This is a genomic window from Saccharibacillus deserti (assembly GCF_013618475.1).
Classification (GTDB): Bacteria; Bacillota; Bacilli; order Paenibacillales; family Paenibacillaceae; genus Saccharibacillus; species Saccharibacillus deserti.
Window position 1 is genome coordinate 117,621 of the sequence record NZ_JABJVN010000006.1, and the last position, 21,669, is coordinate 139,289.

Here is a 21,669-nt window from a genome sequence, read left to right on the forward strand (position 1 = left end):
ATTTTATGGTGCCGGAAAGCTCGGAAATGAATAAAAAACCGATAACTTTAATAAAAATGTCCTGATAATGATTATCAACATCACTAAATATATCGGCATACCAGATGAACTGTCAATCAAAAGTTTACAGGTACCCAATCGGATAAGGATGTATGTTCATAAACGTTCGGAGTCCGCGAAGAAGGACGGGAACTTAACAAGCGGAGCGAAGCACGAATCTTCATCGGGCAGACAAATAAAACCCCCGGACGCGGTCCGGAGGCTGAAGAGGAGGAAAGAAGCGAGCAAGCTTGAAGTTCCTTAGATTTTGAATCCGCTGACCGCGCGGTGCAAATTGTCGGCCAGATGCGACAAAGCGGTTGAAGAGGATGAGATTTCTTCCATGGAAGCCAGCTGCTGCTGGGCGGCCGCGGCGACATTTTGCGAATGATCGGAGGTCTCGCCCGCGATACCCAGCAGGCCGTACAGATTCGAAGAGGTGTCCTGCACGCGTGCCGATACTTCCTGGGCCGCGCCCGACATATGGTCGACCCGCTCGTTCAGGCTGTGCATCAGGTCCTGGATCTCCTTGAAGTTCGTCTGCGTCCGTTTGACGGCTTCGAGCCCGCCCTGTACTTCGGCGCCCACCTGTTCGATCGAACGGGTCGAGCGCTCCATGTCGCTTTGGATCTCATGGATCAGCGAGGAGATCTGCGCCGACGAATGCTGGGACTGTTCGGCCAGCTTGCGCACTTCGTCGGCAACGACCGCGAAACCCCTGCCGTGTTCGCCGGCCCGTGCCGCTTCGATGGCCGCGTTGAGGGCCAGCAGATTCGTCTGGGCGGCGATCGCCGAGATGAACTGCGAGATTTCTTCGATTTCTTTGGAACGTCCGTCGAGCAGTTGGATGACTTTTCCGCTCTCGTGAACGGAACGGTCGATCTCGTGAATCTGCATAACGGTATTCTCGACCAATAGATCGCCTTCGGAAGCTTTGCGAATGGTCCGGCTGCTCACATCCAGGATGGCATCCGCACTGCTGGAGATAGAACGTACGCCGGTCACGACTTCGTCCAGTGCCGCCGTACTGCTCTGCGCACGGCTCTCGGATGTCTCGGCGCCCATCGCCACATCCTGAATCGATTGGGCGATCGTTTCCGTGGCGAGGCTCGTCTGTTCGGAACTTGCGGACAGCTGCTCGGAAGACGCCGCCATCTGCTGCGCCGTTTCGATGACTTCATCGAACATTCCGCGCAGATTGTCGGTCATGTCGTTGAACCCTTCGGCGAGCGTCGTCAATTCATCGCCCGTCCGGTCGGTTACCCGATGGGTGAAATCGCCTTCGCCCGCCTGGCGCAGCGAAGCGGTTACGGCATTCAGCCGTTTTCTCATCCGGCGCGTGAACAGCAGGACGGCGGCGGTGGAAACGCTCAGAATGCCGGCCAGCGCAATCAGGAATACGGTGAAAAAGCCGGAGAGGATACTCTCGATGATGCTCTGGGGGGCGCCGACGTAGAAAATGCCGATGACCTCGCCGCCTGCGCTGCGAATCGGCATATAAGCGGATTGATATACGTTGCCCGCCACATTGGCTTCGCCTATGTACAATTCGCCGCCGTCGATGACGATTGCTTTGACCTTGGCGGAGACCTGGGTGCCCACGGCGCGGCTGCCGTTTACCTGGACGTTGGTCGCGACCCGGGTATCCCCTTGAAAGATCGTCACCGTGCCGCCGGTATCGCTGCCGATCGTATCGACCAGATTGAAATTTTCGTTCATCTGCGTCTCGCCTTTGTACAGTTTGTCGTTTTCGATCGTCCATTCGCCCGGATAAGCGCTGTCGATATACCGGTAGCTCAGCGCCAGATCGCCTTTGGCTTTTTCCACGGCAAAGGCCTTGATCCCATCGCTGACCTGCCGATGAACAATGACGCTCACGATGACCGAGAACAAGATCATGAGCGCCAGAAACATCAGATTGATTTTGGTGCCGAGTTTCAGATTCATTTTCAAAAATTTGCGCACAATAAAATCTCCTTAGGTAGAGTTGTGCTAAATATATCGGTAAAATTTTAAGTTAATGAAGAGTTTTCGACAAAATAACGACAAAAAAAGGGACTTTTAACACAAGCTTAAAGTCCCGTACCACAATATACAGTTGATTAGAGGCTCGATGACAGGATCAATGTTCCCAAGCTTTCTCGGGAAGTCTCATGGGAAGGCTGAAAGCAAAGCAGGTTCCGGCCTTCGATGAATGCTTCAGCTGGAGATGTCCGTCCATCAGATTCACCAGCTGTTTGCAGATCGACAAGCCGAGTCCCGTGCCGCCGTAGCGGTTGACATAATTGGCTGTATGCAGCTGCGTAAACGCCTGGAACAGAAGAGGCTGCTTGTCGGCGGCGATGCCGCTGCCCGTATCGGTGACGGTAAAGGTCAGATAGGAACCGCCTTGTTCGATCAGGCCGGCGGATTCGGCGGGAGACACGGATAACGCCGCAAAAGTATCGCCTTGCGCTTGATCCAGCAGCGGGCCGCCAGTATGCGAGACGCTGGCTTCGATCCGGATCTCGCCTTTTTCCGTAAACTTGAGCGCATTCGACAGCAGATTGACGAGAACCTGCCGGATCTTGTTCTCGTCCCCGATCCACAGGTCCGGTACGCCGCTCGCGATGATCTCGTTCAGTCCGACATTCTTGGGATCGGCTTCGGCCCGGAACAGCTGCACCACTTCGGACAGACACCCTCTCAATGAAAAAGGTTCGTGCACGACCTCCATTTTGCCGGAGTCGAGCTTGGAGTAATCCAGAATCTGATTGAGGATCGTCATCAGGGAGCGTCCGCTGCCGTGGATCAGGTTCAGATATTGGGTCTGCTGGTCCGACAGCGGAGTAGCTTGCAGCATCTCGCCCATATTCAGGATCGCATTCATGGGCGTACGGATTTCGTGGCTCAGAATCGCCAGCAGGTTCGCTTTTTCCTCCAGGGCCCGTGCCCGCTCCTGTTCGGATTCCCGCCATTTCAGATAGGTTTGATCCAGGTCCAGCATATTTTCAAAAAAAGCGGCCAGAGACTGCAGCAGTTCGACATCGTGCGCCCGATAAGCGTAGAAGTTGTCGTCGAAGGCGCACAGCGAGCCGAATACATGTCCGTCGCGGTCTTTGATCGTAACGCCCATAAACGAGCAGCCGCCGATAAATGGGGTGACGTCCATATCGCGTGTCAGCGGATGGGTACGATTATCGTCGATTACGAGCGGATGCGGACCGTTCTCCGTCACCAGATGGCAGTAGGAGTCGGTATGGTCGATCACAAGCCCTTCCTGCAAAATGACGGCGCTTCGGTTGATCGTATTCAGGACTTTGGTCTCGTACTCATCGCTTAGAGCAATACAAAAGGTATTGGCGGGGATGACTTTGCAGGCGGTGTCTACAATCTGTGCGGCGGATACATATAACTTCTCGGATAAGACGTCCATGACGTCGATATAACTTGTCTTGAGCAAAACGCACCTCCGGGTGAACAAAACCTTGCAAGGAAGATCTTGAAATAAGGGTAGTAGATGAAGCTGTATAGCAAAGATTGGTTTTACGGGAGAAAAAGAGGAATGAACCGTTGAATAAATCTAAAAAACGTCAAATCGGGATATGGTTTACATAAACCTTCATTCGGAAAATTAAACAGCTTATTCGACAAGTGTAATGAAAAAAATGTCGAAAGGACAAGCTTTGTTTCGCATTGCCAAGTCGGACCGGATTCGTTATGCTGGACTCAAACCGAATATGAATGCGGGTGCTGGATGAAGTCCGGCTGAGATGGAAGCCTTGTGCTTTCGGACCGTTAATCTGATCCAGGTAATGCTGGCGTAGAGAACCTCATTCGAATTGTTCAAGCCATTCGTGTATTCTCGAGTGGCTTTTTTGTATATTCGCAGCCCATAGAGGGTCTTCGCCGGCAGAATCCCGGACGAGGAGGACAAGATGTCGAACAATCAAGCCGAGCCAGCCAAACGGACAGAAACGATGCAGCACACACACGCTTCTTCGGGAACGCCGAGTGAAGACAACGAACGGTATTCGCGCCAGATCCGGTTTGCGCCGATCGGTGCCTGCGGACAGGAGAAGCTGGCGCAGCGTTCGGTCGGCATCGTCGGGATGGGCGCTCTCGGGACGGCACTGGCCAATCACATGGTTCGGTCGGGCGTCGGCCGGGTGCGGATCGTCGACCGGGATTACGTGGAGCGCAGCAATCTGCAGAGGCAGATGCTGTACGACGAAGAGGATGCCGAGCAGTCGCTGCCCAAAGTGGTCGCGGCGGAGCGCAGGCTGCGGCGGATCAATTCGTCTGTGACCGTGGAAGCGATCTTCGCCGACGCTGGGCCGGGCAATATCGCAGAACTGCTGGAAGGTCTCGACCTGGTTCTGGACGGGACGGACAATTTCCGGACCAGATTTCTGCTGAACGACGCCTGTTATAAAATCGGAATGCCGTTCGTATACGGCGGAGCGGTAGGCTCGCGCGGGATGAGCGCAATCTTCGTGCCCGGCGAGACGCCGTGTCTGCGCTGTTTGATTCCCGAAGCCGATTCCGGCGGAGAGACATGCGATACGGTCGGCGTCATCTCGCCGATTGTCGACATTGTCGCTTCCTATCAAGCGGTCGAAGCGCTCAAGTTCCTGGTCGGCGACGCGCAGGCGAGGCGGAAAACGCTGCTGTCGCTGGACATCTGGACCAACCGCGGCCATGAACTGCCCGCGGCGCGGCAGCGGAGCGGCTGCCCGTGCTGCGATCGCCGGGAGTATCCGGCGCTCCAGCTTGCGGAAGAGACCACCCTGTCGCTGTGCGGACGGGATTCGATCCAGATCACAGGGCATGCGCCGTTCGATCTGGAACGCTGGAGCCGTCAGCTGGAGCCGGCGTCGCGGAGTCTCAAAGTCAATGCGTATCTGATCCGCGCCGAACTGTCGGAGAACGAACGGATTGTCTTGTTTGCGGACGGACGGGTGTTGGTGCAGGGGACGGACGATCCGGTCCGGGCCCGGGCGATTTATGACCGGTATATCGGAAGCTGAAACGGATCCGGTCGCAGGGACCAAGTGATGTTTCAATCAAAAGGAGGCGGGCAAGATGCGGGATTTCAGATTGTATGCGATCACCGGGGAAAACTTCCATCCGGGGCGCGAACTTGTGGACGTGATGGAACAGGCGATCATCGGAGGCGCGGATATCCTTCAATTTCGCGACAAACACAGCGGGAAAGAAGAACTGCTGCGCAAAGCCAAAGCGCTGCGGGAGCTGACCCGGCGCTGCGGGATTCCTTTTATCGTCAACGATCATGTCGATCTGGCGCTTGAAGTGGACGCGGACGGTATTCATCTGGGCCAGGGCGATCTGCCGCTCGAAGAAGCGCGGCGCCGGGTAGGCGGCAGAATCATCGGGATTTCGACGCATGCCATCGAAGAAGCGCTGCTGGCGCAGGAGCAGGGAGCGGACTATATCGGAGCGGGTCCGGTCTACGCCACGCAGACCAAAGCGGACGTCGTCGATCCGGTCGGACTGTCGTATATCCGCGAAGTGGCGGAGCGGATCTCGATTCCGTTCGTGGCGATCGGGGGGATCAAGCTTGGCAATGCGGACGAAGTGATCCGGGCGGGAGCTTCGCGTCTTTGCGCCGTCAGCGAGATTGTCGGCAGCGCCGATCCCGCGGAAGCGTGCAGAGCGTTTATTCGCAAGCTGGAGAAGAAAGGGTGAGGCGGGAATGGAACTGATCGTAAACGGAACCAAGCGGGAGTTGGATGCCGTGAATATCGCGGATGTGGTGGAGCGGCTCGGCCTTGCCGGGCGGCCGGTCGTGGCGGAGGTCGAAGGCGAAGTCCTGCATTCGGGGCAGTGGGAATCGGCGGAAGTGAAGCCGGGAATGAAGATCGAATTGGTGCATTTTGTGGGAGGAGGCTGAAACGATGAACGAACACAGAGGGTCATCCGGCGATGTCTGGAGCATCGGCGGTCTGGAGATGCAGTCGCGATTTTTCCTGGGAACGGGGCTGTTTCCCAATCCGTTCGTCCAGAACGAAGCGATCGCCGCTTCCGGAGCGGAAGTATTGACGTTCGCGATCCGAAGAGTGGATCTCGAAGCGGCGGAAGACGACTCGATCCTTCAGCATCTGGAGCCGGGGGCGTTCCGGTTTCTGCCGAATACGTCCGGTTCTCGGACAGCGGAGGAAGCGGTGCGTATCGCGCGCCTGGCACGGGCGTCCGGTCTCAGCGACTGGATCAAGGTCGAGATCAGCGCGGACGGGCGGACGCTGCTGCCCGACCCGATCGAAACGCTGCGGGCTACAGAGATGCTGGTCAAGGAAGGCTTCACGGTGCTGCCGTACACGTCGGACGATCCCATTATCTGCCGCCGGCTCGGGGAGGCGGGAGCGGCCGCGATCATGCCCGGCGGGGCCCCGATCGGGACGGGACTCGGGATCTTGAATCCCTACAATATCGGCTTGATTGTCGAAGAGTCGGCGGTGCCGGTCATCGTCGACGCGGGGCTCGGCACGGCGAGCGATGCGGCGCTTGCGATGGAACTCGGCGCGGCGGCGATCCTGATGAACACGCCGGTCGCCAAAGCCCAGGACCCCGTCGGTATGGCCCGGGCGATGAGACTTGCGATCGAAGGCGGGCGGCTCGCCTATCTCTCGGGTCGGGTGCCCAAGAAACGCTACGCTTCCGCCAGCAGCGGCTTTGAATCGCTGCTCGTCGACTGAGCAGGCCGAGGCGCGAGAGGAGACGGGAGAGAAAATGGGCGATTCATTTATTGTGCTTGGCGGAGGCATTGTCGGGCTGTCGTGTGCCCTTGAACTGAGATTGCGCGGAGCGGACGTCAGACTGCTGGAGTCCGGGGACTGCGGCGGCCAGGCTTCGGGAGCGGCCGCCGGCATGCTGGCGCCGTATTCGGAAAATCCGGAAGCGCCGGACGAGTTTTTCCGGCTGTGCCGGGAAAGCCTGGAGCTGTACCCGGATTGGCAGCGGCGGGTTCGGGAGCTGTCCGGCCTGGACTTCGAATACACGAACTGCGGCAGCCTGTATGCCGCTTATCACGAAGCGGATGTGCAGGCGCTGGAGAACCGCCTGGATTGGCAGCGCAAGCACGGGTCGAGCGGCGAGATTCTGCGCGGCGCGGCTTTGTCGGCGGCCGAGCCAGGGCTTGCGCGAAGCGCGGTGGCGGCGCTGCGGACGCCGCAGGAGAGCCATATCTACGCGCCGGACTTTGTCGAAGCGCTGAAGTCGGCCTGCCGGAAGGCCGGGGTGGACATCTGCGAACGGCTCGGGGAGCTTGAACCGACGCAGTGGGAACGCGGGGTTGAAGTCCGGGCGACGGGCCGCGAAGGCATCGAGCGACGGGCCGCGGACACCGGCCGGAGCCTGTCGGGCCGCGGAGAGCCCGAGCGGATCGGGCCGCAGGAGGCCGAAGCGGAAGGGGCGGTGCCGGGCAGCCTGACGGCCGCCGGCGGCCGGGTCTTTCGCGCGGACCGGCTGGTGGTCTGCACCGGAGCCTGGGCCGGAAGCCTGTCCGGCCGGTTGGGGCTGCGCCTGCCCGTGCAGCCGATCCGCGGGCAGATCTGCGCGTACGCATGGGGCGAAGACCGGGCGCCGGTGCGGCACATGGTCTTCTGCAGCCAGGGCTATCTGGTGCAGAAAGTGAACGGGACCCTGGTCTGCGGCGCGTCGGAAGACGTCGCGGGCTTCGATACGAGCGTGACGGAGCGCGGCATCTCGCGCCTGATGCGCTGGAACAAGCGCGTGCTGCCCGCGCTCGAACAGGCGCAGCCGTTTCACCGCTGGGCGGGACTGCGCCCGGCTACGCTTGACGGCCGCCCGCTGATCGGGCGGCTGGAACGCGCGGAGCGCGTGATCTTCGCGGCGGGCCATTACCGCAACGGCATTCTGCTCGGTCCCGTGACGGCGAAGCAGGTCGCGGACTGCGCGGAAGGCCGTCCGGCGCAGCCCTGGCAGCGCGCTTTTCGGCCGGAACGGTTCGGGGCAGCGGCTCCGAGCCCGCATTAAACCGGCGCTTTGAGAGCGTGCTGACGGATCGTCATTCCGTTAGCACGCTTTTTTTGCGTTTTCCGTATTTTAACGGATCGCAGAGATCTTTAGCCGACGAAACACAGGGAAATCAGCGGAAAACGTCGCGACTTTACGTCTGACGGTCAGGTCGATCCGTTAGAATTTCCAAAAGGTGAAATCGGGCCTTTAAGCGTCGCCTCGATCCGTTAGAATCACGGAAGCCAAATGCAGACACGGTAGAAGCCAAGCTGGGACCGTGCAAAAACTTGCCGGAAGCTCCGTTTCCTTCGAGCCACGGAGTGCCGCAAATGTTTCCGGCTGCCGCAGCCCTTTGCGCTATCTTCTTTTGCGCGTAAAATAGGATCCATATTTACAGGCACGAGAAGGAGCGCTGTTTTGACCGGTAGGCTGTTCGCGTTTTTATTAATCGACGTGGGTTTGGACGAATATGCCGCACGGTTTGAATAAAGGGGGAAATCATACGATGAAAGACGCCACCATCCTGATCGCCGACGACGAGAAAGAAATTGCCGATCTGGTCGCGCTGCATCTGGAGAAGGAAGGATACCGGACGCTGACGGCGCAGAACGGACGGGAAACCGTACGCCTGGTACAGTCGCAGAAGATCGATCTGGTTCTGTTGGATATCATGATGCCGGAGATGGACGGATACGAAGTGACGCGGCAGATCCGCGAGCAGCACCGGATGCCGATCATTTTTCTCAGTGCGAAGACTTCGGATCTGGATAAGATCACGGGGCTTGTGATCGGCGCGGACGATTACATGACCAAGCCGTTCAACCCGATGGAGCTGGTCGCCCGGGTCAACGCGCAGATTCGCCGATCCACCGAGCTGAACGTGCCGGACAAACGCGGTTCCGTACTGGAAGCCGGCGGCCTGACGATCGATCCGGAGCGGCGCGAAGTGACCGTATACGGCCGCGCCGTCGAGCTAACGCCGAAAGAATTCGATATTTTGCATCTGCTCGCCGGCCATCCCAAGAAAGTGTTCAGCGCGGAAAATATTTTCGTCCACGTCTGGGGAGACGATTATTTCGAGAGCGGGAATACGGTGATGGTACATATCCGGACGCTGCGCCGCAAGCTTGGGGAAGATGTCGAGAAGAACAAATGGATCAAGACGGTCTGGGGTGTCGGGTACGCATTCAATGGCTAGGCTGACAGGCAGCTTCCGCTTCCGGATGATTCTGCTGCTGGGACTGAGCATGCTGCTGTCCGGCGGCGTGACGTATGCGATCTACAAAGGGCTGCAGATCTACTACGTGGAAAATGCGAAATTCGGCGACCCGCTGGCCCAATTCCGGCAGATGATCCGCGATTTCGGCGATTTGAACTTTTTCCTGATCTTCTTCGTGCCGCTGGCGATCCTGTTCTTTTTCTGGCTGACCAAACCGTATTCCCGCTACTTCCGCGAAATTTCGATCGGGATTCACCGATTGGCGAACGGCGATTTCGAAGGGCGGGTAGAGATCGGGTCGGGGGACGAATTCGGCAGTATCGCGGCGGATATGAACGCGGCGGGCGAAAAGCTGCAAAAAGCGGTAGAGCGCGGCGATTTCGCCGAGAGCAGCAAGGACCAGCTTGTGCTCAACCTCGCCCACGATCTGAGAACCCCGCTGACGTCGGTGCTCGGGTACCTGGATTTTATTTTGCGGAACGAAGAATTGACCTCCGAGCAGGTGAAGCACTATATTACGATCGCTTTCACCAAGTCCCGGCGCCTGGAGAAGCTGATCGACGAACTGTTCGAGATTACGCGGATGAACTACGGCATGCTGACGCTTGACCTGCGCGAATTGGATCTGGGCGAGCTGCTGGTGCAGATGCACGAAGAGCTGTATCCGGTGCTTGAGCAGAATGGACTGACCGCCAGGCTTTCGATCGAACCGGATGTGCGTATTCACGGCGACGGCGAGCTGCTGGCACGGGTATTCGAGAATTTGCTGACCAATGCGGCCCGTTACGGCCGGGACGGCCGGTATATCGATATCGTCTGCGGCATTGAACAAGACGGGGCCGTCGTACGCGTGACCAATTACGGCGACTCCATCCCCCAGAATGAGCTGCCGCATTTGTTCGAGATGTTCTATACCGGCGACCGGGCGCGCGTTCAGAATCCGCAGGGCGGAAGCACGGGACTGGGCCTTTTTATCGCCAAAAATATCGTGGAACGCCATAAGGGACAGATCTCCGCGCAGAGCGATGCCGTACAAACGTCCTTCGCGGTACGGCTGCCGATCCAGGGCGACGAACGGTCGTCAACGCCGGGATAAACATTTGGAAATTTAAGAGAAACTTTAGATTTGCCGGTACCTTTTCTTAAACCGCCTCTCTTATGCTGGGTAGAGAAGAGAGACGGGAGGGGACGGACATGAAAAGATGGGGATGGACCACCGGCATCATCGCGCTGCTGCTCGTGCTGGCTGTACTTAAGCTGACCGAACAGCATCAGGCCTCGGACCGCGCCTACGATTCGGCGGACGGGCTGCTTCAGGAAACGGCGCTGCGCCATAGCGGCGAAAAGCTTCAATTCGAGGAGAACCGGCTGTACGAAGGAGATCTGCTGCTGGTCAACGGCGATTATCCGATTCATCCGCAGAGCGGGGTGCCCGATGTCGTGGAGCTGAGCGGCCAACCGGAATTGACGGGCGGGGCGGTGCTGCTGGACAACGGAATCCGGCTGTCGCGCAGCGTGGCATTGAAGTTCGCCGTCATGGTGGAAGCGGCTTCGCAGGAAGGCGTGAACCATTTTATGATCAGCAGCGCTTACCGCGATCAGGCGGAGCAGAGCCGTCTGTACAAGGAAAAAGGAGCGGATTACGCGCTTCCCGCCGGATCCAGCGAGCACAATCTGGGATTGGCGCTCGATATCGGCTCTACGCAGGGCAAAATGAGCGGGCAGGAAGAAGGCAAATGGCTGGAACGCAATGCGGCGAAGTACGGATTCGTGCTGCGCTACCCGGCGGACAAAACGGAGGTGACGGGGATTTCGTTCGAACCGTGGCATTTTCGTTATGTGGGTCTGCCGCACAGCATTGCGATGGACCGGAACAATCTGGTGCTGGAAGAGTATCTGGAGCTGCTGGCGGAGAAAAAAGCGGTCTCTACCACGGTCGACGGACGTACCTACGAAATCCTGCATTACGGACCGGATGAACTCTCGGAGATGCAGGTGCCAAAAGGGCGGGACTGCGTGCTGTCGGGCGACAACAAAGGCGGGCTGGTCGTAACGGTCTATCCGTAAGCGGAACGGCGGAGCCCGGGGCATCAAAGAGTCGTGGACCCCGCTTCTGCGCCGCTCGTGCAGGCGAACGGCGCAGCTTCTATAAAAAGCGGCTTTCCGGTTAACGGAAAGCCGCTTTTTGGCGTCACAGAGCCGAAAGTCCGTGCTTTTTATTTTTGAAAATGCTTGTTGTACGCGTTCGGCCGATCGGTTAATCTGGAGCTGAATTCAGATGGAGGTGTTCCTTGTGACTTGTTCGGTGCGGCTGCGATAAATCCGGAAGACAACCGTGGGGACCTGTTCGATTCCGCTGCAAAAATCCGGAATGCCAGGTTTATTTGAATTTGTCCCGATCGCGCTTCTTCCGCTTTGAACCTACAAGTCTATCGATAAGGGAGACCGACACGATGCACAAAAAATGGCAGCGAGCCTTTATGATGATTTTTACCGGACAGCTGTTCTCGATTCTGACTTCTTCCATGGTGCAGTTCGCCGTTCTCTGGCATCTGACCGCGACCATCGGCTCGGCGTCCGTTCTGCTGCTTGCGGGCTTGGCGGCATTCCTGCCGCAGGCGCTGTTCGGCCTGTTCGTCGGCGTCTGGATCGACCGCTGGAACCGCAAGATTACCATGATTGCCGCCGACGGCGTCATTGCCCTGTTCAGTCTGCTGCTCGGCCTGTACTTCTATCTCGGCGATCCGGCGCTGCCGGTCGTGTTCTCGATTCTGGTGATCCGCTCCGCCGCGTCCGCTTTCCACGCACCCGCTTTTCAGGCGGCGATTCCGCTGATTGCGCCGGAAGACCAGCTTACCCGCGTAGCGGGCTGGCAGCAGATGGTGTTCTCCGTTTCGAGCATTCTGGGGCCCGCCCTGGGGATCGCCGTCTATTCCGCTTCTTCGCTCGGGGCCGTGCTGCTGCTCGATGTAGCCGGAGCGGTATTCGCCTGTGCCATGCTGATCCGCGTCAAGATTCCTCCGCAGCAGCGCGACTCCGCCGAAGCGGAATCGCCGTCTTTCCTGCGGGAGTTCCGAAGCGGCTGGCGGGCGTTCGTCACCGTCAAGCCGATCGTCCGCCTGACTGTGATTACGATCGTGTTCAGCATCGTCTTCACGCCGCTTGCGACGCTGTTTCCGCTGATGACGTTCCGGCATTTCGGGCTTGGCGGCTATGCCGCAAGCGTCGTGGAAGCCGCTTTCGGAATCGGGATGATCGCCGGAGGAGCCGCACTGTCGTTCTTCGCCGGAAAAATAAGCGATACCGCGTTTGTGAGCCTCAGTCTGATCCTGATTGGCCTGACCTGCCTGCTCAGCGGGATTCTGCCGTCTGCCGCTTTTGCCGGTTTCGTCGCCTTGTCGTTCGTGATGGGCGGTGCGGCGCCGCTGTTCAACGGTCCTTACATGGCGATGATCCAGAAAGCCTACCGCCCGGAACAGCTCGGCCGCGTCCTGTCGCTCGTCACCAGCCTGACCATGCTCTCTTCCCCGATCGGTCTGGCTGTCGCCGGTCCGGTTGTCGATATCTACGGTGTGCCGTTCTGGTTTCTCGGTTCCGGTATCGTGATCGTCGGCTTGGGCGCTTTGATTCGTCTTCAAGCCCGTATGTTCAGAATTACCGAAGTTCCGGAAAAAAAGGCTTGAATGAGCGTCTGCCCCATACTTGCTTGGGATCAGACGGGGACTTATAGTGGAATCAGCATGTAACCGCATTCAAAAAGGAGCTGATTCCATGTTCGTTCCCCCTTACAACGCCGCTTCCGATGTGCAAAATCCGCAAAAAGGACACCGCCTCGCCGATATGCCGGTCCATGATCCGTTCGTGTTCGCCGATTCCCGCAGCGGAACCTATTATTTGTACAGCGGAGCCGCGCCGCGGCTGAACGGGGTGGATCGCCATGGCGTACTGGTCTACAAAAGTACCGATCTGGAAGAATGGGAAGGGCCGTATGGGGTATTCGCCGTTCCGGACGGCGTCTGGGCCGATCCGCAGCATGGCGCGTGGGCGCCGGAAGTGCACGAATACCGCGGCCGGTATTATCTGCTTGTCACGCTGCACAATGAAGGCCGGCCGCTTGAAGGCGATCCGGTCCAGGGTTATGCCAAGCATTGGCGGGGTACGGCTTCGGCCGTAAGCGACTCGCCGGAAGGTCCGTTCGAGCTGCTCCAAACGGACGGTCCGCTGATCGCTTCGGAGCGGATGACGCTGGACGGTACGCTGTATATCGATGAAGAAGGGGCGCCGTGGATGGTGTACTGCCACGAATGGGTTCAGACGCTGGACGGCACGGTCGAAGCGGTACGTCTGACGGAAGATTTGGCTTCGGCCGTCGGAGAATCGATTCTGCTGTTTAAAGGTTCTTCGGCTCCGTGGCTGAACCCGGATGCCGCGCAGGAAACGTCCGACGATGATCTGCGCCGAGAGCCGCATAGCGATCCGACAGTGCAGCCGCACGGTTCCTCCGCTGCCGGCGAGCCCGACGTCTACGTCACCGACGGCTGCCAGCTCTACCGGACATCGGGCGGAAGTCTGGTTATGCTCTGGTCGAGCTATGAAGAAGGCAGCTATGTGCAGACGATCGCCCGTTCGACGAGCGGCCGTCTGGAAGGGCCCTGGGAGCAGCTTGAACCGCTGGTAGGGGAAGACAGCGGGCATGGCATGCTGTTTCGCACTTTCGACGGACGCCGGATGCTGATTCTGCATCGTCCGTTCAGCATGCCGGAATCGCGGGGGTATCTGTACGAAGTGGAAGACCGGGGAGACCACTTCCGGATCGTGGAGGCCTTCTAGTACCTTGTCAACACTAAAGGTAAGGTTACGCTCCCCTGAATCGCACCTAAAGCGTGTGCGTTTCAGGAAAACGTAAACCTCGGATGAAGAGTTGAAAGGGTACTGGGCGAAGCGTCTTCACAGGAATCGCCAGTACCCGAAAAACGGCCGCAACCGGGCGGATTTCCGCCGGCTGTGGCCGTTTTTGTTCATAGAGTCCGAAAGCCCGGGAAGGCGCGTGCATTATTTCCGGCGGCTTCTGCCCGGTTTGACGACAACCGCTTCGCTGCCCTGCGGCTGCGGCCGGCGTTCCACACGCAGCCATAGAATGCCGCTGACAAGCGAATACAAACCCACAAACAGAACAAAGATACCCGCAACGAGGTTATCCAGCATCAGGATTCCCGTGACAAACATAATGGCGGCGAGCAGGAAACGGATCAGGGAACGCTTGTGCTTCATCAAAATCGATCAATCTCCTTTGAATTTAAACTGTTCCCTCTGCTACGCGAAAAAGCGGAAAGGGTTTCAAGAAAGCGGGCGGCGAAACAAATTGAGGCTTTGGGCGGCTTTGGCAAATGGTGTACAATGGAAGAAACCCAATTCGCCTCTTTTTTCGGGGGATATACGTTTAAGGAAATAGGAATTGAATGGATTTTGGTTTATAGTAAAAGTAGACAAGAAATAGACACAGAATAGTTCCGGAGTGGAGCCTTACTTTTTGCAAATATACGGGATAAGGCAGGTTTTGTTATGAGCAGCGTACTCAAAAAAACAGACGTGATCTTAATCGGGGCCGGCATCATGAGCGCAACGCTCGGGACCATGCTGAAAGAGCTGGCGCCGGAATGGGAAATCAAAACATTCGAGAAGCTGGCAAGCGCGGGAGAAGAAAGCTCCAATGAATGGAATAATGCGGGCACGGGCCATGCGGCTTTGTGCGAACTCAATTATACGACGGAAAAAGCGGACGGTTCGGTCGATATCAGCAAAGCCGTCAATATCAACGAACAGTTCCAGCTGTCGAGACAGTTCTGGGCACATCTGGTCGAGCGCAAGCTGATCTCGAATCCGCACGAATTTATCCGGCCGATTCCGCATATGAGCTGGGTAACCGGCGAGAAAGACGTGGATTTCCTTCATAAGCGATTTAAAGCGCTATCAAAAAACCCGCTGTTCCAGGGCATGGAATATTCGGAAGACAAAGAGCGGCTCAAGGAATGGATCCCGCTGATGATGCAGGGTCGGGATGCAAGCGAGCCGGTCGCGGCGACCAAGATCGACTCCGGCACGGACGTCAATTTCGGCGCGCTGACACGGATGCTGTTCGATCATCTCAAGACCAAGGGCGTCGAGGTGAATTACCGTCACAGCATCAAGGACATCAAGCGCGCGCCGGAAGGCGGCTGGATCGTCAAAGTGCAGAACCTGTCTAACAACATGGTCGAGCGGCATCATGCCAAGTTCGTCTTTATCGGGGCGGGCGGAGGCAGTCTGCCTTTGCTGCAAAAAACGGGCATTCCGGAATCGCGGCATATCGGCGGGTTCCCGGTCAGCGGCCTGTTCATGGTGTGCAAAAAGCCGGAAGTCGCCGAAAAGCACCATGCGAAAGTGTACGGCAAAGCCAAGCTGGGCGCGCCGCCGATGTCGGTTCCCCACCTGGATACGCGCTACATCGACGGCAAAAAGGCGCTGCTGTTCGGCCCGTTCGCGGGCTTCACGCCGAAGTTCCTGAAGACCGGTTCGAACATGGACCTGATCGGTTCGGTCAAGCCGAGCAACCTGTTCACGATGCTTGCGGCCGGTGCCAAGGAAATGGGCTTGACCAAGTACCTCGTCCAGCAGGTTATGCTCTCGAACGCCCAGCGGATCAGCGAACTGCGCGAGTTTATCCCGGACGTGAAGGACGAAGATTGGGAAGTCGTCACGGCCGGACAGCGCGTGCAGGTCATCAAGGACACGCCGCAGGGCAAAGGCACGCTGCAGTTCGGCACGGAAGTGGTCAGCGCCGCGGACGGTTCCGTCGCCGCGCTGCTCGGCGCCTCGCCGGGCGCTTCGACCGCGGTGCATGTCATGCTCGAGCTGATGCAGCGCTGCTTCCCGCAGCAGATGCCGCACTGGGAGCCGAAGATCAAGGAAATGATCCCTTCGTACGGCAGGCCGCTGTCCGACAATCCCGAGCTGTTCCAGGAATTGTTCGATTCGACGGCCGACGCGCTTGGGCTGGAGAAGATCGCGGCGGTACGCGGGTAAACGGCTTTGCGGGCTAGATCTGCGCACCTTCGCAGGACTAAGCCATCGTTCCGAGCATGGAAAAGCCTTCGATCCCTTGGGATCGAAGGCTTTTTTGATGCGTTCGGAGTCGGAGGCATCAGTCCGAATATCATCGGGCAGCGCCCTGTCAGGTTATCCGCCGGACTGGACCGAACATGCTCGGACCCGCTCTGCGGCTTCGACGCCGGTCAGAAGCGTTTCCGTCTGCCCGAACATGCCTTTCAAGCGTACCTGCCCGGAAGCCGCCTCGTATTCCCCGGTCAGAATCGCATAGAGGATCCCTTTGGCGGATATGGAAGTCTTTGCCGATCTCGTAACGCTTGTACGGAAGTTCGATCCCGGGATTGAGCGCAATCCCTTTCCGAAACACACGAAATGTTGCAATAATCCCGTATCTCCGTTTCCCTGCGGTTGTTATATTGATCACATCCAAATGTAAACGCTTTATAAAAAGAGGGGGGAACACCTGAACATGAATCGAAAAAAACGGACCTGGCCGCTGCTGTTGGCTGTCGTGACGCTGCTGGGCACAATGCCCGTTTCACCCGGGAGGACACTGGCCGCTGCGGGGAATCCAACCTTGGAACCGGCAGTCGCCAACGGAGGATTCGAGAGCGATTTCCGGACCGATTCTTCGTGGAAAGTCGCAAGCGACAACGAGGATCAGGTAGAAGTGAGCCGGTTTGCCTATACGGACGATACGTGGATCACGAAGCAGGAAGCCGATCACGCGCTCAAGTACTGGATCAAGAACGAAGCGGACTCCAAGCGGCAGATCACGGTCAGTCAAAACGTATACGACCTGCCGGCGGGAAGCTATGAGCTGACGGCGCAGTCGATGGGCGGATCGGGCGGCGAAGCGGGCGAGGTGCAGCTGTTTGCGGGCCAGGAGCAGACGGAGGCAGCGGCCACGACAGGCTATAACACCTGGAACAAGCGGTCTTTGACGTTTGTGCTGGCGGAGCCGGCGGACAAGCTGAGTATCGGAGCTTCGATCTTCGGGAATGCCAAGGCCTGGGGTTATCTGGACGATCTTCGGCTGACGCGGATCGACAGCGGGGCTGCGCAGCCGGTCCAGAGCGACATTTTCGTGCAAAAGGTGAGCGGTTTGGACAGTGGCTTTATCAAAGGGGTCGACGTATCCAGTGTAACCGCGCTCGAAAACAGCGGCGTTGTCTATCGCGACGCGCAGGGGAACCCGAAAGACCTGTTCACTACGCTGCATGAATCGGGCGTCAATTACGTCCGGGTTCGCGTCTGGAACGATCCGTACACGGCGGATGGCAAAGGTTACGGCGGCGGAGACAACGATCTCGCCAAAGCGATCGAAATCGGCCGCAGAGCGACCGGCAGCGGCATGAAAGTGCTGGTCGATTTCCACTATTCGGACTTCTGGGCCGACCCGGCCAAACAGCAGACGCCAAAAGCCTGGACCGGCTATACGGTGGAGCAAAAAGGGGAAGAGATCTACGCGTACACGAAAAACAGTCTCGAGCAGATGCGCACGGCAGGCGTCAACGTCGGCATGGTGCAGATCGGCAACGAGACGAACGGTTTTTTTGTCGGGGAAAAAGATTGGAAATCGATCGCTTCGATGTTCGGTCAAGGCAGCCGGGCGGTACGCGAAATCGATCCGTCGATTCTCGTGGCCCTGCATTTCACCAATCCGGAATCGTCCGGCCGCTATGCGAGTTACGCGGCGGAACTGGCGAAATATAAAGTCGATTACGATGTGTTCGCAAGTTCCTACTATCCGTTCTGGCACGGGTCTCTTAGCAATCTGACCGCCGTGCTCAAACAGGTCGCGGACGCGACCGGCAAGAAGGTCATGGTCGCCGAAACGTCGTATGCCTACACCGCCGAAGAAGGCGACGGTCACGGCAATACGGCTCCCAAAGAGTCGGGTCAGACGCTCGATTATCCGATCAGCGTGCAGGGACAGGCGACTTCGGTACGCAACGTGATCGATGCGGTCGCAAAAGTCGGCGATGCAGGCATCGGCGTCTTCTACTGGGAGCCGGCCTGGCTGCCGGTCGGTCCGGCCTCGGACCTCGAACATAACAAAACGCTGTGGGAACAGTACGGTTCCGGCTGGGCTTCCAGCTATGCGGCCGAATACGATCCGCACGATGCGGGAGCCTGGTACGGCGGCAGCGCGGTGGACAATCAGGCGCTGTTCGATTTCTCGGGACGGCCTCTGTCTTCGCTGAACGTCTTCAAATACGTCGATACCGGCGCGGTCGCTCCGCTCAAAGTCGACACGGTTCGGTCGGTCGCTTTGTCGGTCAATGCCGGCGAACCGGTGACGCTTCCGGCGTCGGTCGAAGCGGTGTATAACGACGGAAGTATCCGTATGCTTGCTGCGGCCTGGGACGAAGCTGCGCTGAAGGCGGCCGTATCGCGGGGACCGGGCCGTTACCTCATTGACGGTACGGTCGAAGGAGGGAATAAGGTGCAGGCTGCACTGGAGATCAAGCTTGAGAATCTTCTGCCGAACGGAAGCTTCGAGAGCAGCGACCGGAGCATGTGGACCATTGCCTACGGCGAAGGAAGTATTCCGCACACGGCTTACCAGAACAAAGCCTCCGATGCCAAGACGGGTCAATATTCGCTGCATTTCTATTCGCCGGAAGGCGTGGATTTCCGGATTGCACAGACCGTAACGGGACTTGCGCCCGGTTATTACAACCTGTCCATGGCGATCCAGGGCGGAGACGCGGCAGAGAGCACCATGAAGCTGCTGGCTTCGAGCGGCGGTCAGGAACGCTTCGCTGCAGCCAACGTCACGGGCTGGCAGCAGTGGAACGAGCCGAAGATCGAAGAAATCCGCGTCGAGAACGGCAGCCTTACGGTCGGAGCTTCCGTTATTGCAAACGCGAATGCCTGGGGAACGCTGGACGATTTCTATCTGACGTTCGTGCGCGGTCTGGAGACGGCAACGCCTCCTCCGGGCGGAGGTCAAAGCGGCGAACCGCCGGTGACCGGCGCGCCCGCGACTCCTTCGCCTTCGGTACCGGCAGCGCCGGCTCCGGCGCCTGAACCGATGCCGCAGGCAGGTGTGCCGGCGATCCCGGCGCCTGTCGGACCGACGGCACCGTCGGCGCCGGGAGACCCTGCCGGCTCGTCTGAGCAGCCGGGCAGCGGGCAGGCGGCGGCGTCGCAGCCGTATCTGCGGGGCTATCCGGACGGCACGTTCCGTCCGGGCCAAGCGGTGACGCGGGCGGAACTGGCCGCGATGCTGCTGCGGGTAAGCGGCACGGCGGCGCCTTCGGGCGGCGCAAAAGGCGCTTACTCCGACGTGGCGGCCGGCAGCTGGGCCGCCGAAGCGGTTCGGGCCGTGACGGAGTCCGGCTGGATGCGCGGTACCGGCGCAGACGCTTTTGGCCCGGACCGGCCCGTCACCCGGGCCGAAATGGCCGCCGTACTGGCGCGCTGGAAGGCGCTGCATACGCAGAGCGGCGCGGGGCTTGAAGCGGCGGGATTCTCCGATACCGCCAAGCACTGGGCTGCGGGCGATATTGCCCGCGCGCGGCAGGCCGGGTATCTGCTCGGCCTGCCGGACGGCCGCTTCGAGCCGGACCGGGCACTCAGCCGCGCCGAAGCCGCGGCCGTGTTCAACCGGGCCCTGGGCCGTGCCCTGCCGGCTGCGCCGGACGCCTCTCGCTGGCCGGACGTACCGGCCGGGCATTGGGCGCTCGCCGATATCGAGGCGGCCGCGCAGGGTTCGCCGCGCTGAACAGCCGCGGCGGTCCGTCGCCGCCCGTGAAAAAGACAAAAAAGAAGGCGGCCGGGAATCCCCGGCCGCCTTCTTTTTGATCTGTCCAGCCTTATCCTGCCCGTCCAGCCTTATCCTGCCCGTCCAGCCTTATCCTGCCCGTCCAGCCTTATCCTGCCCGTCCAGCCTTATCCTGCCCCGTCCAGCCTTATCCCGCCCCGTTCAGCTTTGTCCGCTTTATTCGGCTCAACCTTGCTTTATCCCGTCTGTCCGCTTCGTCTATTCGCCCCGGCTTTTCCCATCGGCCTCCGCAGCCCGGTCCCGGCGAGCAGCTGAGCCAACCGTTCCTCTGTTCCCGTACCGGGCCGGGGAACGAAGATCGTCCAGGTCAGGCCCGGGTTATGATCGATGTATCCGGCGGACCGAATATCGAAATAAAGCTCCTGTCCGTCCGCGAGGTGCAGCGTGGCGGCCAACACATGGTCATGCTTCACTTCGTACAGGTCCCAGCGGCGGCATAACGGGCGAATTCTTCGCAGTTGACGAGGCGTGTGCGGTAATCGGTGTCCAGGAAAGTCAGATTCATCATGTGACGGTTTCGAGCGGGCATGTTTCCGAAATCGTCAAGCGTCAGCTCGGCCGCCCGGTTCCAGGCCAGCACGTCCGTGGTATCGTCGGTAATGAAGCACGGATAATCCATCTGCCCGGCAAGCGCCTGGAGCAGCGGGAGATCGACCCGGGCCTGCGGAACGGCTTCGGCGGCCGAATCCGCTTCCGCCAGCGAGAGCATATAACTGCGTTCTCCGCGATCGGGATCGTCGACTTCCACTGTAGGACATAACGTTCGACAGCACAAAAAAACAGCCGGGGCGAGGGTGGGGGGGATCGCCGGCTGTTTTTGTCAAACCCGTGGGGACTTGCGTGACTTGCTTCTGCCGAGCGTCTCTTATTCTTCGATCGGCAGGATGTGAACGGGCTGCTTCAACTGGTTCAGATAATCGACCGCATTGTAGAGAATGACCGCCGCTTCCGCGCGCGTGATCTCATCCTGCGGATGGAATTTCTTGTCGGCATCCAGTTCCGCGATTTCGAGGGCAATCGCGAGCTGGGTCGAGCCGAGCTGCTCGATATCGAATTGATCCTGGTCGGCAATTTCGGGAGCCAAGATATTGATCATCGGCAGATTGCCCGCCGTTTTCAGGCTGTCGATCAGATAATCCACGTAATCTTCGCGCGTGATTTTGGCGGACGGATCGACCGTGCCCGGTATGCTCGCGCCGCTGCGGGCGGCATCGAGGAAGGCTTCGGCGTACCACGCCGTGTTCTTGACTGCCGGGAACAGGTCGTGCGCCGTCTGCTTGGGATCGGCATCCGGGTATTCGAGCGCGGACAAGCCGAGGCCGTTCGAGATAAACTGCATAGCCTGCGCCTGGGTCACCGGAGCTTTCGGAGCGAAGGCGTTGGCGCTTACGCCTTTGAGGATGCCTTTTTGCTGAAGGGATTCGATCTTGGCCTGGCCGTCCGTGCCGTTGAGATCCTTGAACGCCGGAGCTGCCGCGAGCAGGGAGCCGCCGAGGGAAGCGGTCAGGATAGAGACGGACATCAGGGATGCTGCGAATTTCTTTTCCATCATTGA

Annotated in this window: 18 protein-coding genes and 1 riboswitch; of the genes, 12 read left to right on the forward strand and 6 right to left on the reverse strand. The window is 58.9% G+C overall.

Annotation, left to right across the window (positions count from 1 at the left end; translation table 11 throughout):
- Positions 1-300: 300 nt before the first annotated feature.
- Together HOP44_RS15760 and HOP44_RS15765 are read right to left on the reverse strand one after the other, a co-directional pair.
- Positions 301-2,004 carry a methyl-accepting chemotaxis protein gene (locus tag HOP44_RS15760; RefSeq protein WP_172254992.1) on the reverse strand — a complete coding sequence of 568 codons (1,704 nt, stop codon included), beginning with the start codon at positions 2,002-2,004 and terminating at the stop codon, positions 301-303.
- Between the two features lie 157 nt (positions 2,005-2,161).
- Complete coding sequence (locus HOP44_RS15765; RefSeq protein WP_172254993.1) at positions 2,162-3,481, reverse strand: ATP-binding protein; 1,320 nt, start codon at positions 3,479-3,481, stop codon at positions 2,162-2,164.
- A 273-nt stretch (positions 3,482-3,754) separates the two neighbouring features.
- A riboswitch (TPP riboswitch) is annotated at positions 3,755-3,866 on the forward strand.
- A gap of 132 nt (positions 3,867-3,998) precedes the next feature.
- On the opposite strand from HOP44_RS15765, the gene HOP44_RS15770 reads away from it, so the two are divergent.
- The 10 genes from HOP44_RS15770 to HOP44_RS15815 all read left to right on the forward strand — a co-directional run bounded on the left by HOP44_RS15770 (position 3,999) and on the right by HOP44_RS15815 (position 14,065).
- Positions 3,999-5,048, forward strand: a complete 1,050-nt coding sequence (locus HOP44_RS15770; protein ID WP_172255312.1) for a ThiF family adenylyltransferase — start codon at positions 3,999-4,001, stop codon at positions 5,046-5,048.
- A gap of 55 nt (positions 5,049-5,103) precedes the next feature.
- Entirely contained in the window at positions 5,104-5,727 is a 624-nt protein-coding gene (gene thiE, locus HOP44_RS15775) for a thiamine phosphate synthase (protein ID WP_172254994.1), read from the forward strand.
- Between the two features lie 7 nt (positions 5,728-5,734).
- On the forward strand, positions 5,735-5,932 hold the full coding sequence (gene thiS / locus HOP44_RS15780) for a sulfur carrier protein ThiS (protein WP_172254995.1): 198 nt from the start codon (positions 5,735-5,737) through the stop codon (positions 5,930-5,932).
- A gap of 4 nt (positions 5,933-5,936) precedes the next feature.
- Complete coding sequence (locus tag HOP44_RS15785) at positions 5,937-6,734, forward strand: thiazole synthase (RefSeq protein WP_172254997.1); 798 nt, start codon at positions 5,937-5,939, stop codon at positions 6,732-6,734.
- A 34-nt stretch (positions 6,735-6,768) separates the two neighbouring features.
- On the forward strand, positions 6,769-8,034 hold the full coding sequence (locus HOP44_RS15790; RefSeq protein ID WP_172254999.1) for an FAD-dependent oxidoreductase: 1,266 nt from the start codon (positions 6,769-6,771) through the stop codon (positions 8,032-8,034).
- Between the two features lie 487 nt (positions 8,035-8,521).
- Positions 8,522-9,214, forward strand: a complete 693-nt coding sequence (locus tag HOP44_RS15795; RefSeq protein WP_172255001.1) for a response regulator transcription factor — start codon at positions 8,522-8,524, stop codon at positions 9,212-9,214.
- Positions 9,207-10,331, forward strand: a complete 1,125-nt coding sequence (locus HOP44_RS15800; RefSeq protein WP_172255003.1) for a sensor histidine kinase — start codon at positions 9,207-9,209, stop codon at positions 10,329-10,331. The genes HOP44_RS15795 and HOP44_RS15800 overlap by 8 nt, the downstream gene beginning before the upstream one ends.
- A gap of 98 nt (positions 10,332-10,429) precedes the next feature.
- Positions 10,430-11,302 (forward strand): M15 family metallopeptidase, encoded by an 873-nt coding sequence (locus HOP44_RS15805; protein WP_172255005.1) that lies wholly within the window; start codon positions 10,430-10,432, stop codon positions 11,300-11,302.
- 386 nt (positions 11,303-11,688) lie between these two features.
- On the forward strand, positions 11,689-12,918 hold the full coding sequence (locus tag HOP44_RS15810) for an MFS transporter (protein WP_172255007.1): 1,230 nt from the start codon (positions 11,689-11,691) through the stop codon (positions 12,916-12,918).
- An 88-nt stretch (positions 12,919-13,006) separates the two neighbouring features.
- Positions 13,007-14,065, forward strand: coding sequence for a glycoside hydrolase family 43 protein (locus HOP44_RS15815; protein ID WP_172255009.1), 1,059 nt, complete (start codon positions 13,007-13,009; stop codon positions 14,063-14,065).
- A gap of 222 nt (positions 14,066-14,287) precedes the next feature.
- Here HOP44_RS15815 and HOP44_RS15820 read toward each other — a convergent pair whose 3' ends face one another.
- Positions 14,288-14,509, reverse strand: coding sequence for a hypothetical protein (locus HOP44_RS15820; RefSeq protein ID WP_172195971.1), 222 nt, complete (start codon positions 14,507-14,509; stop codon positions 14,288-14,290).
- A gap of 288 nt (positions 14,510-14,797) precedes the next feature.
- On the opposite strand from HOP44_RS15820, the gene HOP44_RS15825 reads away from it, so the two are divergent.
- Positions 14,798-16,297 (forward strand): malate:quinone oxidoreductase, encoded by a 1,500-nt coding sequence (locus HOP44_RS15825; RefSeq protein WP_172255011.1) that lies wholly within the window; start codon positions 14,798-14,800, stop codon positions 16,295-16,297.
- A gap of 493 nt (positions 16,298-16,790) precedes the next feature.
- The gene (locus HOP44_RS15830; protein WP_172255013.1) at positions 16,791-20,054 is read left to right on the forward strand and encodes a glycosyl hydrolase 53 family protein; all 3,264 of its coding nucleotides are present in this window, start codon (positions 16,791-16,793) and stop codon (positions 20,052-20,054) included.
- Between the two features lie 236 nt (positions 20,055-20,290).
- On the opposite strand, the gene HOP44_RS15835 is transcribed toward HOP44_RS15830, so the two are convergent.
- The 3 genes from HOP44_RS15835 to HOP44_RS15845 form a co-directional block, all read right to left on the reverse strand.
- Complete coding sequence (locus HOP44_RS15835; RefSeq protein WP_172255015.1) at positions 20,291-20,527, reverse strand: hypothetical protein; 237 nt, start codon at positions 20,525-20,527, stop codon at positions 20,291-20,293.
- The gene (locus tag HOP44_RS15840; RefSeq protein ID WP_172255017.1) at positions 20,524-20,823 is read right to left on the reverse strand and encodes an MmyB family transcriptional regulator; all 300 of its coding nucleotides are present in this window, start codon (positions 20,821-20,823) and stop codon (positions 20,524-20,526) included. The genes HOP44_RS15835 and HOP44_RS15840 overlap by 4 nt, the downstream gene beginning before the upstream one ends.
- Positions 20,824-20,979: 156 nt before the next feature.
- Entirely contained in the window at positions 20,980-21,666 is a 687-nt protein-coding gene (locus HOP44_RS15845) for an S-layer homology domain-containing protein (protein WP_172255019.1), read from the reverse strand.
- Positions 21,667-21,669 lie beyond the last annotated feature (3 nt).

Excerpts from the sequence above, each read along its gene's own strand:
- HOP44_RS15770 (WP_172255312.1), top strand. The coding sequence starts at position 3,999 with ATGCAGCACACACACGCTTCTTCGGGAACGCCGAGTGAAGACAACGAA.
- thiE (WP_172254994.1), top strand. The coding sequence starts at position 5,104 with ATGCGGGATTTCAGATTGTATGCGATCACCGGGGAAAACTTCCATCCG.
- thiS (WP_172254995.1), top strand. The coding sequence starts at position 5,735 with ATGGAACTGATCGTAAACGGAACCAAGCGGGAGTTGGATGCCGTGAAT.
- HOP44_RS15785 (WP_172254997.1), top strand. The coding sequence starts at position 5,937 with ATGAACGAACACAGAGGGTCATCCGGCGATGTCTGGAGCATCGGCGGT.
- HOP44_RS15790 (WP_172254999.1), top strand. The coding sequence starts at position 6,769 with ATGGGCGATTCATTTATTGTGCTTGGCGGAGGCATTGTCGGGCTGTCG.
- HOP44_RS15795 (WP_172255001.1), top strand. The coding sequence starts at position 8,522 with ATGAAAGACGCCACCATCCTGATCGCCGACGACGAGAAAGAAATTGCC.
- HOP44_RS15800 (WP_172255003.1), top strand. The coding sequence starts at position 9,207 with ATGGCTAGGCTGACAGGCAGCTTCCGCTTCCGGATGATTCTGCTGCTG.
- HOP44_RS15805 (WP_172255005.1), top strand. The coding sequence starts at position 10,430 with ATGAAAAGATGGGGATGGACCACCGGCATCATCGCGCTGCTGCTCGTG.
- HOP44_RS15810 (WP_172255007.1), top strand. The coding sequence starts at position 11,689 with ATGCACAAAAAATGGCAGCGAGCCTTTATGATGATTTTTACCGGACAG.
- HOP44_RS15815 (WP_172255009.1), top strand. The coding sequence starts at position 13,007 with ATGTTCGTTCCCCCTTACAACGCCGCTTCCGATGTGCAAAATCCGCAA.
- HOP44_RS15825 (WP_172255011.1), top strand. The coding sequence starts at position 14,798 with ATGAGCAGCGTACTCAAAAAAACAGACGTGATCTTAATCGGGGCCGGC.
- HOP44_RS15830 (WP_172255013.1), top strand. The coding sequence starts at position 16,791 with ATGAATCGAAAAAAACGGACCTGGCCGCTGCTGTTGGCTGTCGTGACG.
- HOP44_RS15840 (WP_172255017.1), bottom strand. The coding sequence starts at position 20,823 with ATGCTCTCGCTGGCGGAAGCGGATTCGGCCGCCGAAGCCGTTCCGCAG.
- HOP44_RS15845 (WP_172255019.1), bottom strand. The coding sequence starts at position 21,666 with ATGATGGAAAAGAAATTCGCAGCATCCCTGATGTCCGTCTCTATCCTG.